We start from the raw sequence: 14,943 nt of genomic DNA, 5'->3' as shown, positions 1-14,943 counted from the left end.
ATATTTAATTTGCTTTTGCCTTGACCTTATCTAGTGCAATCGTATTATTGTTTACAGCAACTGGTGCTGCTTCGGAGTGAGGTTTCAGGTATGCTATATAATATGCTCCTGCAACGAACAACATCCCGCCGACAAGGTTGCCAAGCCAAACGGGGATAAAGTTCATGAAATAATCTCCCCATGTATAGTAGCCTTCAAAGATGGCAGCAGGGATGACGAACATGTTCGCAACAACGTGTTGAAATCCTATCGCCACGAATGCCATCGTCGGGAACCAGATGCCAAGAATTTTACCGCTAAAGCTCTTAGAACCATAACTGACCCATACCGCAATAGCGACCAGCCAGTTACAACCAATCCCTGATATAAAGGCTTGCAAAAACGATTCATCCAGCTTATGACCAGCAACGGCAATCGTCTTCTCCACATATACGCCGCTAGCTGTTAGCCCGACAATATGCCCGAATGCGTAGGCAACGAATATGGCTCCTGCGAAGTTAGCAAGCGTAATGATGATTAAATTTCTGGTCACTTCCCAAGTCGTAATACGCTGTTTCATACGAGCTAAGGGTACTGCCATCATATTTCCAGTGAGCAATTCTCCGCCACCTAATAGCACAAGAATGAGTCCTACTGGGAATAAAGATGCCCCTATGAGCCCGCCAATACTTCCCCATTCACTAGGTACTGCTGCCGTAATACGGATATATAATAAGTAGCCAAGTGCAATAAAAGCCCCCGCTAGAAATCCAAGTACCAGCATGACGGGTAACGGGTTCCGTGCTTTGGCAGCTCCAGTTTCCACGGTTGCTTCCGCAATTTCATGCGGTTTTAAGTATCCTGCCATATTGTCATTCCTCCCTTACCACTTGCGAATGATCGATATACTTTCATTGTATTCATCGCATGCAAGCTATTATGTGATTATAATCACATAATAAACAATAACCTTACTATCTCTTCACCCTGCAATAGGTAGGGCATTTGATACCTTCCCTATCATATGTCTATGTTTCTTTCAGCACACAATCCAAGATTCAGCTTCATGCATATTCTACTAGTAAGATAAGATAGAAATGGAGAGGTGCGCATATGCCTAATCAAACCGTATTTAACACCTCATCGATGCCATTGTTTACGTCTATGACAAATACGTATACGAACCCTGGTGTAGGATCAAGCGCTGCGCAGGCCGCTGCATCAGCAGGAGTGGGCTTTCGGCTAACGACAGCTAGTGCAAGTGTAGGAGGAAGCCAAAACCTACTGCTTCAGATTACAAACCCCGCAGCCAGCGGTAAAAATATTTATCTAGTGGATATTTCAGGAGGCACTACCGCAGCTGCCACAATCAATGTATCTTCAGGCGGTACTATCGCTGGAGGTACGACTCCTGTACCTGTTAACACTCGACTCGGTACAGCTACGACCAGTGTCGTCACTACAAGACAGCTTAGCGGAACCTTGGGTGGAACACCAACGACATTTTTAACCACCTACGTTACTGCGGGGGCTTATCTCCTCGTTTTCGATGGCGGCCTAATCGTTCCTGCGAACCAAGTACTCACCGTATCGTTGGGTGTAGGCGCTTTAACAGGCTCGATTAACTTGCAATGGTGGGAACTATAATGCCCAATTTCGTACCATTCAACCGTTCCGACCGCCCTGTCTTCGATCAAATTACCAATGCGCTGGACTCGCCAGCCATTATTACGAGCCCTCCATATAGTGCGAGCGTCGCTGGCAATGTATTTAGTGCATTTACAACTACATCCGCCTCACTTGGCTTGCTCGGTGGTACCGTGCAATCGTCCATCCGCCTAAACAATGCGAGTAGTACGAGAACATGCTACGTTATACGCATTGCCGGGGGCGTCGGAGTCGGATTAAGCTTGTTATCCAGCTTAAATGCCTCCTACTCCGTCTATCAAAACGGCACGATCACGTCTCCGACTACGCTTACACCACAGAATGCAAACTTAGGTAGCGCAAACACGAGCAGCATGACGGTAACCGGTTCAACTGGCGCTGTCACCGGCGGGACTTTACTACTCACGGTACCTGTTACTGCCGGACCGATTACTTCAGACTTTAACGGCAGCATTGTCGTACCTCCATCCACGACACTTTCCCTTGCCGTCAGCGCCTCCCTCACCGTTGCAGGTACCTTGTCTACACAGGCAAGCCTTCTCTGGTGGGAGGTGGGATGAGCCGTTGTTACAGGCAAAAAGCCTCATGTATCCCTCGCATCGCGATGGCTGTATGAGGCCTTTATGCTTCTGAGCATGTATGTTATGAACTAGCGATACAACAATCTGAATACAGCTTTTATACTGTAACAAACGGAATAAGCTATACAACTTCCTTAAATGTACTCGTTGGTGCTATGATGTATAGATTTTGCTCTTCAGGACTCTCCTCAGTATGCATAATATTCTTTATTTTTTCGTAATTACCTTCCATTTATAGCATGACAAGCATAAGAATTTTAGGCCTATTATTTAGCAATAGAAGTATAGTTGATAAATCCAAATTCAAGCTCTGTTTCTTCTTTTTGCAACAGCCTTTCAATCATTTCATGTTTCTTTGTAAAATCATATCTATTTACATCCATTATACCTACAAATCTAAGTGTACGTACGAAAAAGTGGCCTATACAGTATTCCATGTATACGAACTTAAGTTTGTTGGGATATAGTGGGGTTGCTGATTAATAAACCTCACAGCAGAATTTTGAACGGTAAGAAATTGTACAGCCAGCAAATATAATGCCACCTACAGTAAAAAAATCAAGATTAGATAAACAATGTACTTCCGCGTTACAATAACCTTTATCATTGAAATTACCCAAGCAAAACTTTACTTTTTTGGGTTTTAAGACTAATATATAATTATTAAATTCACAATATATGGGAGGTAGTGTTAGTTTGAAATTTAAGTACATGCTTTATTTACTGTTAACTATGATATTTATTGTCGGCTGTAATGAACCCATAGCAAATCCCACTCCTCAAAAGAACGTCCCTTCAATAACTCAAAATGATAACATTCCGCATAAGGATATACCTAATAATGACGAAAAAATATTAACTTATCCAGAGTTCCAAGAGCTTGCAATTGATTTGGAGAAACAACTAAAAATAAATGGATTTCATTTCAAAAACGGAAGTAGTACACTCCCCGATATTACAATAATAGATAAAAAATTAACTTTTAATACAAGAGATACATTAGTCTTAAACGGATCTCTGGATCCTAACGAGATTCCCCAACCCACTCATCATTTACTTATTTTTGAAGACAATAAAGATAAAAGTAAGGTAAATAATCAACTTGTAATCAGGTTGGCTTACACAAAATCATATATTGGAAATGATATTGTAGATGGAAATAAAAATTTTGGTTTTTCAGAGACCGATCAATCTCTAGCAGAAGCAACGAATCTCATGATACTAAGCTATAAAAATCTTATTATCAGTGTTCAACTAACTTCTCATAATAAAGCAGATCGGGATGTATTAATAGATTCGATATACCCTATTGTGGAAATGATAAAAAACTATTAATCTAGTTTGACAATATGTGGATTTTAATGTATTCTACATTTTGAATTACATATTATAGGAGGTTTTTGAATGATTTTAAAAAAGAAGATTGCAATCTATGCTACCAGTTTTGCCCTGCTTTCATCTCTACACACAACAGCCTATGCAACATCAACAGTTTCAGAGATACCTAATGAAGTATTAGAAAAAGTGAAACAAGCAGAAAATGAACAAGTGTTTACGATTCCTGAAATAAAAGCATGGGAAACCGATCTTGACGGTGTTACACGTGAAGTCACACCGTTAAATCTATCTACTAACGAAAATAGCACATTAGCTCCACCTGTAGGAAATGGCTACAATTATGTTTTTTCCCATTACGACCAAAGCAGAATAGCTAAAGACTGGAAATTTAAAAACACTGGAACATACAGAGTTGAAAATAGACTTACAACATCTACGCAAGCATCCTACACCCAAACCAATACAACAACACACAATTGGAATGCAACTGTCAATCTTCAAGGAGAAGCAACAATCGGAAATTCATTTTTAGGAAAAATTGAAGTAACAACAGGCGCAAGCGTCAGCAAACAATGGACCTATCACTCCGGAACGACATATGGAATTACCCAAACGATTCCTGCTAAGAGTATTGCCTATATTAGCGCCTATGCTGTAGGCTATAATTCTGGTGGTACCTTAGTATGGGACAGATACGATATTGATTATATGACTCATTTAGGCACGTATAAAGAAAATGCTAGCGGGACAGCTATCAGTAAAAATGATGTTAGCGTTGAAATATCCTCTACTCAACCAATTTAAGACTTGAAATCAACGTTCGACTTTCTTCAGTAATATGAAGTCACTCTATTTAACTATCATCTTCATAACCCATACAGTCCTCATAACAACTACTTAGAAAATAACTGAACTGAAAAGTAGTCTAGTTTCCTCATATCACTTAGAGGTTGCTAGGCTACTTTTCTAACTTACGATAAATTTCTAGCTAATACCCGTTTAGCCACGCTTCGCAATAATGCCGCGCGCGATATGCACGCCTGCCGCTCCTGCTTGTGCGAGACCACGCGTAATCCCCGCGCCATCGCCGCCGCAGTACAAGCCTGCAATCTCGGACTCGAAGTTATCGTCCAACTTCGGACGAGCTGAGTAGAACTTCGCTTCTACACCGTAGAATAAAGTATGCTCAGATGCGATACCTGGCGTTACTTTTTCCAGCGCATCTACCATTTCGATCAAACTTTTCATCGTATTATAAGGAAGAACAAGTCCTAAGTCCCCTGGAACAGCCTCTCTCAACGTAGGCTCCAAGAAACCTTCACGAATGCGATTCTCTGTGGAACGTCTGCCACGGATAATGTCTCCGTATTTTTGTACGATTAGACCTCCGCCAGACAAATCATTCGCACGCTTACAAATTTCACGAGCATATTCATTCGGCTTATCGAACGGCTCCGTAAATTTGTGCGAAACGAGCAGGGCAAAGTTCGTATTTGGCGATCCCAGCTTCGGATCTTTATAAGAGTGACCGTTCGCGCACATAATGCCGCTGTGGTTCTCAACTACAACATGCCCTGACGGATTGCTGCAAAATGTACGCACACGCGTACCAACAGAAGTATTGAAGACAAATTTACCTTCATATAAATGTTCGTTAATTTCACGCATAACGACATCGGATGTCTCTACTCGAACACCAACATCGACTTGGTTGTTGTACATTTTCAAACGACGCTTCTTCAATATATCTGTTAACCATGCTGAACCATCACGACCAGGAACAATTACGACAGCATCTGCTTCGTAGCGCTCGCCATTTTTCAGCTCAACACCCTTAATCGTATGACGGCCCTCTTGTTTGACCGTAATAATATCCAATACTTCCGCTTTATAAATCATATCAATATGAGTGGCTAACTTCTCATAAATCGATTTCAAGATCTCTAAGTTCTGCTCTGTACCTAGATGACGAACTTGTGCACGCAACAGCTTCAATCCAGCCGCATATCCTTGCTGCTCAATTCGACGCACCGTGTCCGTTGTAGGATCCGTAATATCTGTCGTTGCACCATGCTCCAAGTTAATCGCATCTACATAGCGAATCAAATCCAACACTTGCGTGGGAGCGAGATAGTCCGTCATCCAGCCGCCGAATTCAGTCGTAATATTGAACTTGCCATCACTATAAGCTCCAGCTCCACCGAAGCCATTCGTAATCGAGCATGCCGGCACACATCCAGCAAAATCCTTCTTGCCTGCTGCAGGAGGACATTTCTGAATTTTCTCTTCCAAGATTGGACAATTGCGTCGGTAAATATCATGACCTTTATCAATAAGTGCCACTTTCAGCTGTGGCGCCTTCAACATCAATTCATAACATGTAAAAATACCTGCTGGTCCTGCCCCGACTACAATTACATCGTATTTGCTCATGAGCTCCTCCTTAAGGTCCATTCGAATCGTTGCCTGCTGTACACTTTCCTCATCCATTGGTTGTGACGATTGAACATGCCAAAACCTGCCTACACGAAGGTGCGTCAAAGCGCGCCTCGTCGTAGACAGGAATTTACGGCTCCTTGTAGAGACCCCCGAACCTTATTATCAGGGTTATACGAACGAAATTGATTTCTATTTGTAGTAACCTTCGTGCAACATCCCCTATTGTAGAGGTATAAAACGAACGAGTCAACAATAAATTTATTTAATGTTCGTGTTTTATTACATTAAAATAGTTTTCATCTATAAATATATCTTTATATATTGTATTTCACGAACATTATTTTGACACCCACAAATAACCATATTTTATTTAGCTTGTCGAAATATTTCGTATTATCATTGTAAACAACTTATTTCCCGCCTAAATGTTAACTACAAATCACTTTCTTTATGCAGCTGTATGACAAAACAGATAAAACACGTATTCAATCCTTACTGCAGCTCGTTGGTCTTAAAGAAAAGCAGCATATTGCACTTGGAAAGCTCACCCCTTCCGAGCAGCGGCGATTTCATTTGGCACTAGCAGCCGCACAGCGTCCTAAGCTGTGCGGCTTATTTTAATTGAAGATCCTGAGTTCCAGCTTGATAAGGAAGGAAGCTATTTGCTAAGACAATGGATTCAATCTGTGACTGAGGAAGGAACAACAGTATTGCTGACCGTTCCCGCCCTTGAGGATGCACTGATGCATTAACATTAACACTAACTCCAAATGTAATCCTCTGGACGAGAACAGGCTTCAAATCCGTCATTATAGAAGAGGAAGAAGAAAGAAATGTAACCGATAGTAAAGCTAGATCATTCTTTAACGGGGATTTTGATGGAATTGGAGTACAGCATCTATTTTTCAACATGCAAGTCATAATTGTAAGTATATTCCATTTATTGTATGTAGCGAAATTCCACTACATACATACGAAACATCCTTTTGTTGGAATACTACTATTAATGTAAATAATATTGTAAATGAACATGAACATACTTAACCGTTGAATGCACTTGAACAAATACACTTGATGAACACATATTCCACTACCGAGCGCCATAGGCGCTATTTTCATGAAATGGTTCATTTCAGATTTTTAACGGTTGCAGTTGAGCTTATTTTAGCAATGAAGACAATTGATATCGATCACTCAGACAAATAAGCTCCGTCGTGACCGTTACATTTTAAAATCCATTCATATTCACGGAATAGCCTCTATGGCAACCGTTAGGACATCAAGGAGTGGGAGGGATCCGCCCCCTTGTCATACGAGGTAATGTTTTCGTTGCTCAAGGCGAAATATTGGCCTGGACAGGAATATTTAGCACGTGTTAATAACTTCCATGCCCTAGAGGGTTGGAATTTGACCTAGAATCGTATAAAGTTGTCCTTGTTGCATATTTATACTTATTTCGGTATAGGAGATACAGAACATGAATTCACATAAAGAAACGGCACCGTCGCCGAATAAATGGCCAGCACTCGCTTCTATTTTAGCCTTTGCTATCCCATCCATCATCGGCCTTATGCTGTTTGTCGTTCCTGTTACATGGAATGGTGAAGTGACGGTACCAATCGCTTTTTTAGCAAAATATATTCAGCACCTGCTGGGAGACTTCATTGCTCCAGCTACGGTAGCTATCATAACAATCGCTTGGGTCGGCTCTACAATTTCCCTACTACTTAAGCCTAAACAGCTGTTAGCAAAATCGTTATGGCGCACCTTATTTCATATACCGCCATTTTGGTATGCGGTCCGTACGGTAGGACTTCTATTTGCATGGTCCGTCTTGCTTAAGATCGGCCCTGAGTGGATTTGGTCAGCGGATACAGGCGGAATGCTGCTCGAAGGGTTAATCCCTGGCCTATTCGTCGTGTTCCTGCTGGCAGGCTTGCTGCTGCCATTGCTCGTCGACTTCGGCTTACTGGAGTTCGCAGGCACATTGATGACCAAAATTATGCGTCCACTCTTCAAGCTGCCTGGCCGTTCCTCCATTAACTGCATGGCTTCTTGGCTTGGAGACGGTACGATCGGCGTCATGATGACAAGCAAGCAGTATGAAGAAGGCTACTACACCAAGCGTGAAGCCGCTGTTATTGGTACAACCTTTACAGCCGTATCGATTACATTCAGTTTTATCGTCTTGTCAAATGTTAAGCTGGGACATTTGTTCCTCCCGTTCTATGCGACAGTTACAATTGCAGGTATGGTGGCAGCTATTATTATGCCTCGTATACCGCCTCTGTCTCGCAAATCTGATACGTATTATGAAGGCGTAGAGCCACAGCAGGATGAATTAATCCCTGCACAATGGACACCTTGGCGCTGGAGCTTGCAGCAAGCAGTAGCGAAGGCACAAAGCCATAAAGGGGCCGGGGCATTTGTGAAGAACGGCTTCCATAACATTTTAGACTTATGGATCGGCGTACTTCCTGTCGTAATGGCAATCGGTACAGCTACCGTTGCGTTGGCAACGTATACGCCATTGTTTGAATGGCTCGGCAAACCGTTTATTCCTATTTTAAATGTACTAGGCGTCCCTGAAGCCGCTGCAGCATCGCAAACGATTATGGTCGGTTTCGCAGACATGTTCCTGCCTACGGTATTGGCATCTGGTATCGAGAGTGAACTCACTCGCTTTGTCATTGCTGCCTTATCGGTAACTCAACTTATCTATATGTCTGAAGTAGGCGGACTATTGCTGGGCTCGAAGCTTCCCGTGAAGCTGCACGATCTAATCATTATCTTCTTGCTGCGCACCATTATTACATTGCCAATTATCGTTGGTATGGCGCATCTCATTTTCTAAAATGAAGCTTCCTCACATACAATAAGTAAGTAATCTTATCGATAAGCACCTCTACTCGTAATCACTCGGAATCTTTCTCAGCAAAGAAGCGTTCCTGTGCATACGATAGAGGTGCTTTTTTACTTACAATTTACTAGAGCATGCCGACTTTACTTAGCTTATCTTTTATACAAAATAATTAGCATTTGCCCGCCCTGCTGAAAGAAAGACATGATATTCCCTCATTTCAGGCTAAATTGTGTATTGCAGACCCCGACTGACAGGAGTATCGTTAACTATTACATACATTAGTAAAGAATGGATAATTGTATACATTCCCTTACATATAAAGCGAGGTGTCACTCTGATGTCACAACCATCAGCAGTCACTACGAATCATACTGCCGTATCTCAATCGAACAATGCTCATAAGCTCACTACACAGCAAACGACACCAGCTCCCAGAACGCTGTACAACATTTTGCTGGCGATTAGCTTCGTTCATTTGTTCAATGATTCGATACAGGCGGTTATCGTAGCCATTTTCCCGATTTTAAAAGACTCCATGCAGCTTAGCTACACCCAAATTGGCTGGATTTCATTCGCACTGAACGTCACTTCGTCCATTTTGCAGCCTGTCATTGGCTTTGCCTCGGATCGCAGGCCTACACCAATGCTGCTGCCAATCGGGATGTGCTTCACCTTTACAGGTATGCTTGTCCTCGCCTTCGCTCCGACCTATGCCGTCGTCATGGCAGCGGTCATCTTCGTCGGTCTCGGCTCGGCTATCTTCCATCCAGAAGGAATGCGAGTCGCTCATATGGCTGCCGGTGGGCGCAAAGGCTTGGCTCAATCCATTTTCCAAGTTGGCGGTAACATGGGACAGTCTCTTGCCCCATTATTAACGAAATGGGTATTCATCCCCTTCGGGCAAATGGGAGCACTAGGCTTTACTGCTATCGCCGCAGCAGGTATCGCTGTCCAAACCTATATCGCACGCTGGTACCAAGCTTCCTTGAATAACGGCTACGTATTTGCCAAACGCAAACCACAAGGCCAAGTAGATGCTGCACAGCGTAGAAAAGTGTGGACGATAACGGCTATTATTATCGTACTTGTCTTTGTACGGTCATGGTATTCGTCAGCGATTGGCACCTATTACTCTTTCTATTTAATTGAGAAATACAAATTGTCTATTGATGAAGCTCAAATCTATATTTTTGTCTTCCTGCTTTCGGGTGCAATTGGTACATTCTTTGGTGGTCCATTGGCAGATCGCTTTGGGAAACGGAATCTCATCATTGCTTCTTTGCTCTCCGTTATTCCATTCGCACTCCTATTGCCACATTTACCACTATCTTGGGCGATGGTTGTACTGGGCTTAAGCGGCTTCGTCTACTTCACCAGCTTCTCGACTACGGTCATCTATACACAAGCGCTACATCCCGGTAGCATCGGTACCGTATCTGGTCTTATTACAGGCTTCGCCTTCGGTATGGGTGGATTAGGAAGCTTAGCGATTGGGCAGTGGATTGATAGTAGTGGTATTGAAACGGTTATGTTTATTTGTGGATTTCTGCCGCTGTTCGGCTTGCTAAGTCTATTACTTCCGAACGACAAAGAGATTGATTCTTGGACTTCGGCAACAAAAGAATAAGTGCATAAAAAATAGCCACCGCAATGGTGGCTATTTACATCATCTATAGGTATCACTCAAACGAGATTTTGTCTTATCTAGATGTAATGGAAATGCGAATATGAACGGATTGTGGTTGATCACTCAACAACGCAGCATATTTTTGCAGCATTTTTGAAGTCGCTACGCCAGAAGCGAAGCCTTGCACATCTAATTGGATATCACCGTTTGACAAATGAATCTCTTCCTGAATCGGTAGGGAAGGAACATGTATAGAACGGCGATCGTTATCAAGTGGAATCGACAAATCATACTTCTTCGTCACTTGATCGTAGATTTTGTGTTTCTTCAACCACATATAGTAAGCATTGTTGTGCGGGAACCCTAACCCTTTGCGTATGTCTGATACTTTGTAAGTTGCTCGTAAAGATTTAAGCGCCTCAACTTTTTGGTCATTATCTAACTGTTCCAGCTCGGAAAGTGTAATAGATAGGTCCATAGCTAGCCTCCCTCTTATATTATCAATTTGAAATATTAGAAACATAATAACACTAAAATTGTAAGAAGGAAACGGGATGAACAGCTCTATATACACTATTTTTCACTTTTTTTTAAAAAAACCGACCCGAAATATGTTAGGAATTACATGATATCACCAGTAATATCGCAAATAGTATGGATTTTTTTTCTATTCCACCCTGATGAATAGTTATGCACGCTCGCTAACTTTGACTTGAACTTTTCCAACGACGAAGATCAAAATTAACAATCCCGCTAAGACCGCGCCTGCAATTCGTAATCCCGTATCATAACTGTTTGTTAAGTAACCAATACCTGAAGTGCCCCCTACAACACCAAGCGAGAAAAATGCATAGAACATACCGAATGCTTTACCTTTATCTTTCTGTGAAACATGGCGGATAAGCAACGTATTCATCGAAGGGAACAGCAACGCGTAACCTATGCCGTATACAGCCATCGTTACATACATCATCGTCTCATTCGTAGTAAAAGATAGCGCAAGTAAGGATCCTATAACAATTCCGCCGCCAAGCATAATGAGCTTTAATGGTACGACCCGATCAAATAATCGATTCGTCGGTAGCATAAAGACCATAATCGCAACCATGCCAAACGTACTCATCATCATGCCTGAGGCCTGGCCCCCAAATTCCAGTACATCTGTCTTTATCGGTAACGCGTAAGTAAGCGAACCCATCCCGAACATAAGTGCAAACGCAGCAATATAAGATTGGACGACAGGACGCACAGCAAACAAGGTTCTGAAACTACTCTCCGGCTGCTCCACTTGAAGTTGTGAACCTGCATTTCCGTCGTTATTTTCGCCCTTACTCGATTGTTCGCTTTCCGTACGGGGAATAAATATCGTCAGCAGTACGCCAAGTACCAGCAAAGCCGCTACCGTAAGGAATGGAGCTTCAAATCCTAGCTTCGCTTTCATAATACCACCTGTAGCTGGTCCAATAATGGCAGCTAAGCCAACTGCTGCGCCAGACAACGCCATCGACTTCCCTTGACGTTCGTCAGGTACATGACGAGATATTAAGGTGAACACACTCGGTACAAGTAGCCCCCCTGCTAAACCATGTAGAAATCTTACCGCAATGAGCTGGGTATCGTTATTCACTTGTGAGTACAACAGCAATATAGCGGAGGTAAGTATAAAACCAATCAACAGTACACGTTTGCCGCCGTAGCGATCAATCCAACGTCCTGCTGCAATATTGCCCAGCATATTGGTCAGCGAATACATGCCAATGGCCAACCCCGCGCCAAAAGAACTCGCCCCTAAGTGAAGTGCATAAGGTCCGACGACTGGCAGTTGTACAAATGTATCCATAAAGCAGATGATGACCAAAATATACATCAATGCTTTCATCTAACTCGTGCAGGTGATCACTGCCTCTGATAAGTGAGGAAGTAATCGTATCGAATTGATCAGAGTCTAGCCCATTTTATTATCCGATACTTTCCCCTGCCCCTCCTTTCCGAGATAAAGTTTGGGAGTTATAGATTATTGCTTCTACTCTCATGAAAAAAGGAATGCGTACATGCATTCCCTTATATTTTACGTGATTTGACCGTAACACGCGATAGCAGGAATACGAAACGTATGGGAAACGTTCGATTCTGTTCACGGTTTGGACATATACCGCCTACATTTCTTACACATCGACGATGTCTATTTCCTAGCTGCTATAGCATCGTAATCACACACTAATGACAAGGGAGAATGAAGGAGGTATGAATAAACATTACAGCATTTACAGCTGCACCTTCATACTGTCATAAGCTACTCTAATGCCTTGGGGCTCGAACAAATCACATAACTCCTGATGGGTCAGATGTGCATTATGGGAAAAATGCGTCACGATAAATACCGTTTGAGGATCAGCCGCCCCACACGCGATTAGGCGCTCTTTCGCCTTAAACACCTCAGCTGCGTTCATATGCGTACCGGAATCAGGGTCATTCCCCATCGTGCATTCCAAGATGGCAGCACTCAGCTTATTTCCTTCCCGACCTCGCTGTTCCAACCAACTCCACGTCTCATCAGGAAACCAACCGCTGTCATGAGCATGTAGAACGGTATGACCATTCTTTTCAATCCAATAAAGGAGACAGGTCTCTTCATCCATATGATAGGCAGGTAGCGCAACGACTGTGGCCGTTTGAGTCACCGTTGGTATAAACAACTGCACTCGATGGAGAACATATTTACTCGTTTGACCTACTCGTTCACGAATTCGAGCTAAAGGCATATCATGAGCGTAAATATGGATGGGTTCCTCACCTGATTGTGCATACCCTGGCAATCTTGCTTCTAAGTCTTCTGCATACAGATGATCAGAGTGAGAGTGAGTAATGAGCAGATCTTGAATCTCCTCCAAGTCGAGATCATCACGCAGCATATGCAGCAACGTATCTGGCGGAAAGTCTATTTTCAGCTCGTGATCAATAACGACTGAAGTGCGAGTACGAATGTCTTTCCCCTTAAGCTTTCTAGCTTGTTGGCATAGTGAGCAGCGGCAAAACAAGGATGGAATGCCTTCATAGGCAGCTGTGCCAAGCAAATGGAGCAGCATACTGACTTCCCCCTTCTTATTTCTCTTATCTTATGCATATGCAGCAGCATGACTAATTCGGCTGTAAGCAGTTACCGGAGATGTTGTATGAAAAACAGCAAATAAAGACATTACATCAGAAACAAGAAATGAAATCATATGATATCGATCACATATCGTAATGCGCGCAAACACACACATGCATTCATACATGTAAATTATATAAGCTAAAAAAGCCCAGGACTGAATTAAAAAAGAGACCATCAGAAGATAGTCTCTTTTACATGCTACACACTGTGAAGTTCATGAAGACGAAGCTCTTACATCCACTCTTGTCCATGCTTGCGAATGAATCGAAGCTCCTCTTGATAATGATCATAATGTCCTTCGTCGATCATCTTTTGAAACGCCATATCGCCTTCTTTGGCTTTTCTTTGAATGGTTTTACATAATCCCTCTACTCGCAAGATTACCATTTCTAAAAAGCCGCTTTCCATTCCTTCCATACCATAGGAATCGAAAAACAAGGCAATTCTCTGTTTGATTCGCTCCGCATCCTTTAACGAATCATAATAAATAGCTTCGCCTGCTTCCGTATAATAAAGCCTGCTTAATGGGACGCAAGTATACATCGCATAGGCGATATCCCAAAGCCTCGGCCCAGGAGCAGCCATATCAAAATCAATTACACCTACTGGCTTCTTATCACTAAAAATAATGTTATAGATAGCGAAATCATTATGGCACACTACCTCAAATGGCTGCGGGGTGTTATCAAGGGGCCTCCAACGTTCATCTATTGGAAAATCACTCACAGCATCATGATAACTACGAAGCATGTTCGCAATCTCTTTTAATACCTCATCCGACCACATGTATGGTTGTAATGGATAATTGCCAGCTTCCCCTTCGATAAAGGACAAAATTTCTCTTCCTTGTTCATCTATACCTAGAAACTTTGGCACACCGTGTAAGCCTTTGCTTTCAAGGTGCTTTAGCAATGTATGAGTATTAACACTATCAGGTTTTAATTCCCGTCTAACCGTATTTCCTAGACGAGATACAGAGGAGACATTTCCTCCTGTTAATGCTTCTTCTTTTTCGTAGTGATTGCTCATGTAAATTCCCCCAAGTTAGGGACGCTATGATAGTGTCAATCGAGATGTATAGTTACCCATAAATAAAAACAGATATACAAAGGTATCTGCTCGGCAATGGGAATGTAATTGTCCACACCATGTATCCCTTGAATGATTTAAGATAGACAAATCAACGCATCCTTACATACGAAGGACCGCCGCTGTCTCTATCCGATTCATGCATCATTTCAAGGTATTCCACATGTGTACAGATTCCCCTTTCTTTACATCTCTACACTCTACT

13 protein-coding genes and 1 riboswitch are annotated in these 14,943 nt (G+C 42.5%); of the genes, 7 read left to right on the top strand and 6 right to left on the bottom strand.

Features of this window, described 5'->3' with window-relative positions; translation table 11 throughout:
* Positions 1-4 precede the first annotated feature (4 nt).
* Positions 5-847 carry a formate/nitrite transporter family protein gene (locus tag IFO66_RS07270; RefSeq protein WP_192024490.1) on the bottom strand — a complete coding sequence of 281 codons (843 nt, stop codon included), beginning with the start codon at positions 845-847 and terminating at the stop codon, positions 5-7.
* A 245-nt stretch (positions 848-1,092) separates the two neighbouring features.
* Between IFO66_RS07270 and IFO66_RS07265 the strand changes: the two genes are divergently transcribed.
* The 4 genes from IFO66_RS07265 to IFO66_RS07250 all read left to right on the top strand — a co-directional run bounded on the left by IFO66_RS07265 (position 1,093) and on the right by IFO66_RS07250 (position 4,370).
* The gene (locus IFO66_RS07265; protein WP_028593924.1) at positions 1,093-1,626 is read left to right on the top strand and encodes a hypothetical protein; all 534 of its coding nucleotides are present in this window, start codon (positions 1,093-1,095) and stop codon (positions 1,624-1,626) included.
* The gene (locus IFO66_RS07260; protein WP_192024489.1) at positions 1,626-2,207 is read left to right on the top strand and encodes a hypothetical protein; all 582 of its coding nucleotides are present in this window, start codon (positions 1,626-1,628) and stop codon (positions 2,205-2,207) included. The genes IFO66_RS07265 and IFO66_RS07260 overlap by 1 nt, the downstream gene beginning before the upstream one ends.
* 717 nt (positions 2,208-2,924) lie before the next feature.
* Entirely contained in the window at positions 2,925-3,563 is a 639-nt protein-coding gene (locus IFO66_RS07255) for a hypothetical protein (protein ID WP_192024488.1), read from the top strand.
* 69 nt (positions 3,564-3,632) lie between these two features.
* Entirely contained in the window at positions 3,633-4,370 is a 738-nt protein-coding gene (locus IFO66_RS07250; protein ID WP_192024487.1) for a hypothetical protein, read from the top strand.
* Between the two features lie 195 nt (positions 4,371-4,565).
* On the opposite strand, the gene IFO66_RS07245 is transcribed toward IFO66_RS07250, so the two are convergent.
* Entirely contained in the window at positions 4,566-5,999 is a 1,434-nt protein-coding gene (locus IFO66_RS07245) for an NAD(P)/FAD-dependent oxidoreductase (RefSeq protein WP_192024486.1), read from the bottom strand.
* Positions 6,000-6,101: 102 nt separating this feature from the next.
* A riboswitch (purine riboswitch) is annotated at positions 6,102-6,202 on the bottom strand.
* 253 nt (positions 6,203-6,455) lie between these two features.
* On the opposite strand from IFO66_RS07245, the gene IFO66_RS07240 reads away from it, so the two are divergent.
* The 3 genes from IFO66_RS07240 to IFO66_RS07230 all read left to right on the top strand — a co-directional run bounded on the left by IFO66_RS07240 (position 6,456) and on the right by IFO66_RS07230 (position 10,495).
* Entirely contained in the window at positions 6,456-6,626 is a 171-nt protein-coding gene (locus IFO66_RS07240; RefSeq protein WP_192024485.1) for a hypothetical protein, read from the top strand.
* Positions 6,627-7,482: 856 nt separating this feature from the next.
* The gene (locus IFO66_RS07235) at positions 7,483-8,859 is read left to right on the top strand and encodes a YjiH family protein (RefSeq protein WP_192024484.1); all 1,377 of its coding nucleotides are present in this window, start codon (positions 7,483-7,485) and stop codon (positions 8,857-8,859) included.
* A 346-nt stretch (positions 8,860-9,205) separates the two neighbouring features.
* Positions 9,206-10,495 carry an MFS transporter gene (locus tag IFO66_RS07230; protein WP_192024483.1) on the top strand — a complete coding sequence of 430 codons (1,290 nt, stop codon included), beginning with the start codon at positions 9,206-9,208 and terminating at the stop codon, positions 10,493-10,495.
* Between the two features lie 73 nt (positions 10,496-10,568).
* On the opposite strand, the gene IFO66_RS07225 is transcribed toward IFO66_RS07230, so the two are convergent.
* The 4 genes from IFO66_RS07225 to IFO66_RS07210 all read right to left on the bottom strand — a co-directional run bounded on the left by IFO66_RS07225 (position 10,569) and on the right by IFO66_RS07210 (position 14,678).
* On the bottom strand, positions 10,569-10,973 hold the full coding sequence (locus IFO66_RS07225; protein WP_192024482.1) for a hypothetical protein: 405 nt from the start codon (positions 10,971-10,973) through the stop codon (positions 10,569-10,571).
* Between the two features lie 210 nt (positions 10,974-11,183).
* Positions 11,184-12,374: an MFS transporter gene (locus tag IFO66_RS07220; protein ID WP_192024481.1), complete on the bottom strand. Its 1,191-nt coding sequence runs from the start codon at positions 12,372-12,374 to the stop codon at positions 11,184-11,186.
* 385 nt (positions 12,375-12,759) lie between these two features.
* Positions 12,760-13,581, bottom strand: coding sequence for an MBL fold metallo-hydrolase (locus IFO66_RS07215; RefSeq protein WP_192024480.1), 822 nt, complete (start codon positions 13,579-13,581; stop codon positions 12,760-12,762).
* Positions 13,582-13,880: 299 nt separating this feature from the next.
* Positions 13,881-14,678 (bottom strand): phosphotransferase enzyme family protein, encoded by a 798-nt coding sequence (locus IFO66_RS07210; RefSeq protein WP_192024479.1) that lies wholly within the window; start codon positions 14,676-14,678, stop codon positions 13,881-13,883.
* Positions 14,679-14,943: the final 265 nt, after the last annotated feature.

It is taken from the genome of Paenibacillus arenosi (assembly GCF_014841135.1).
GTDB classification, from domain to species: Bacteria; Bacillota; Bacilli; order Paenibacillales; family Paenibacillaceae; genus Paenibacillus_B; species Paenibacillus_B arenosi.
The sequence above is the reverse complement of the archived record's forward strand: the minus strand, read 5'-3'. Positions and strand labels throughout refer to the sequence as shown.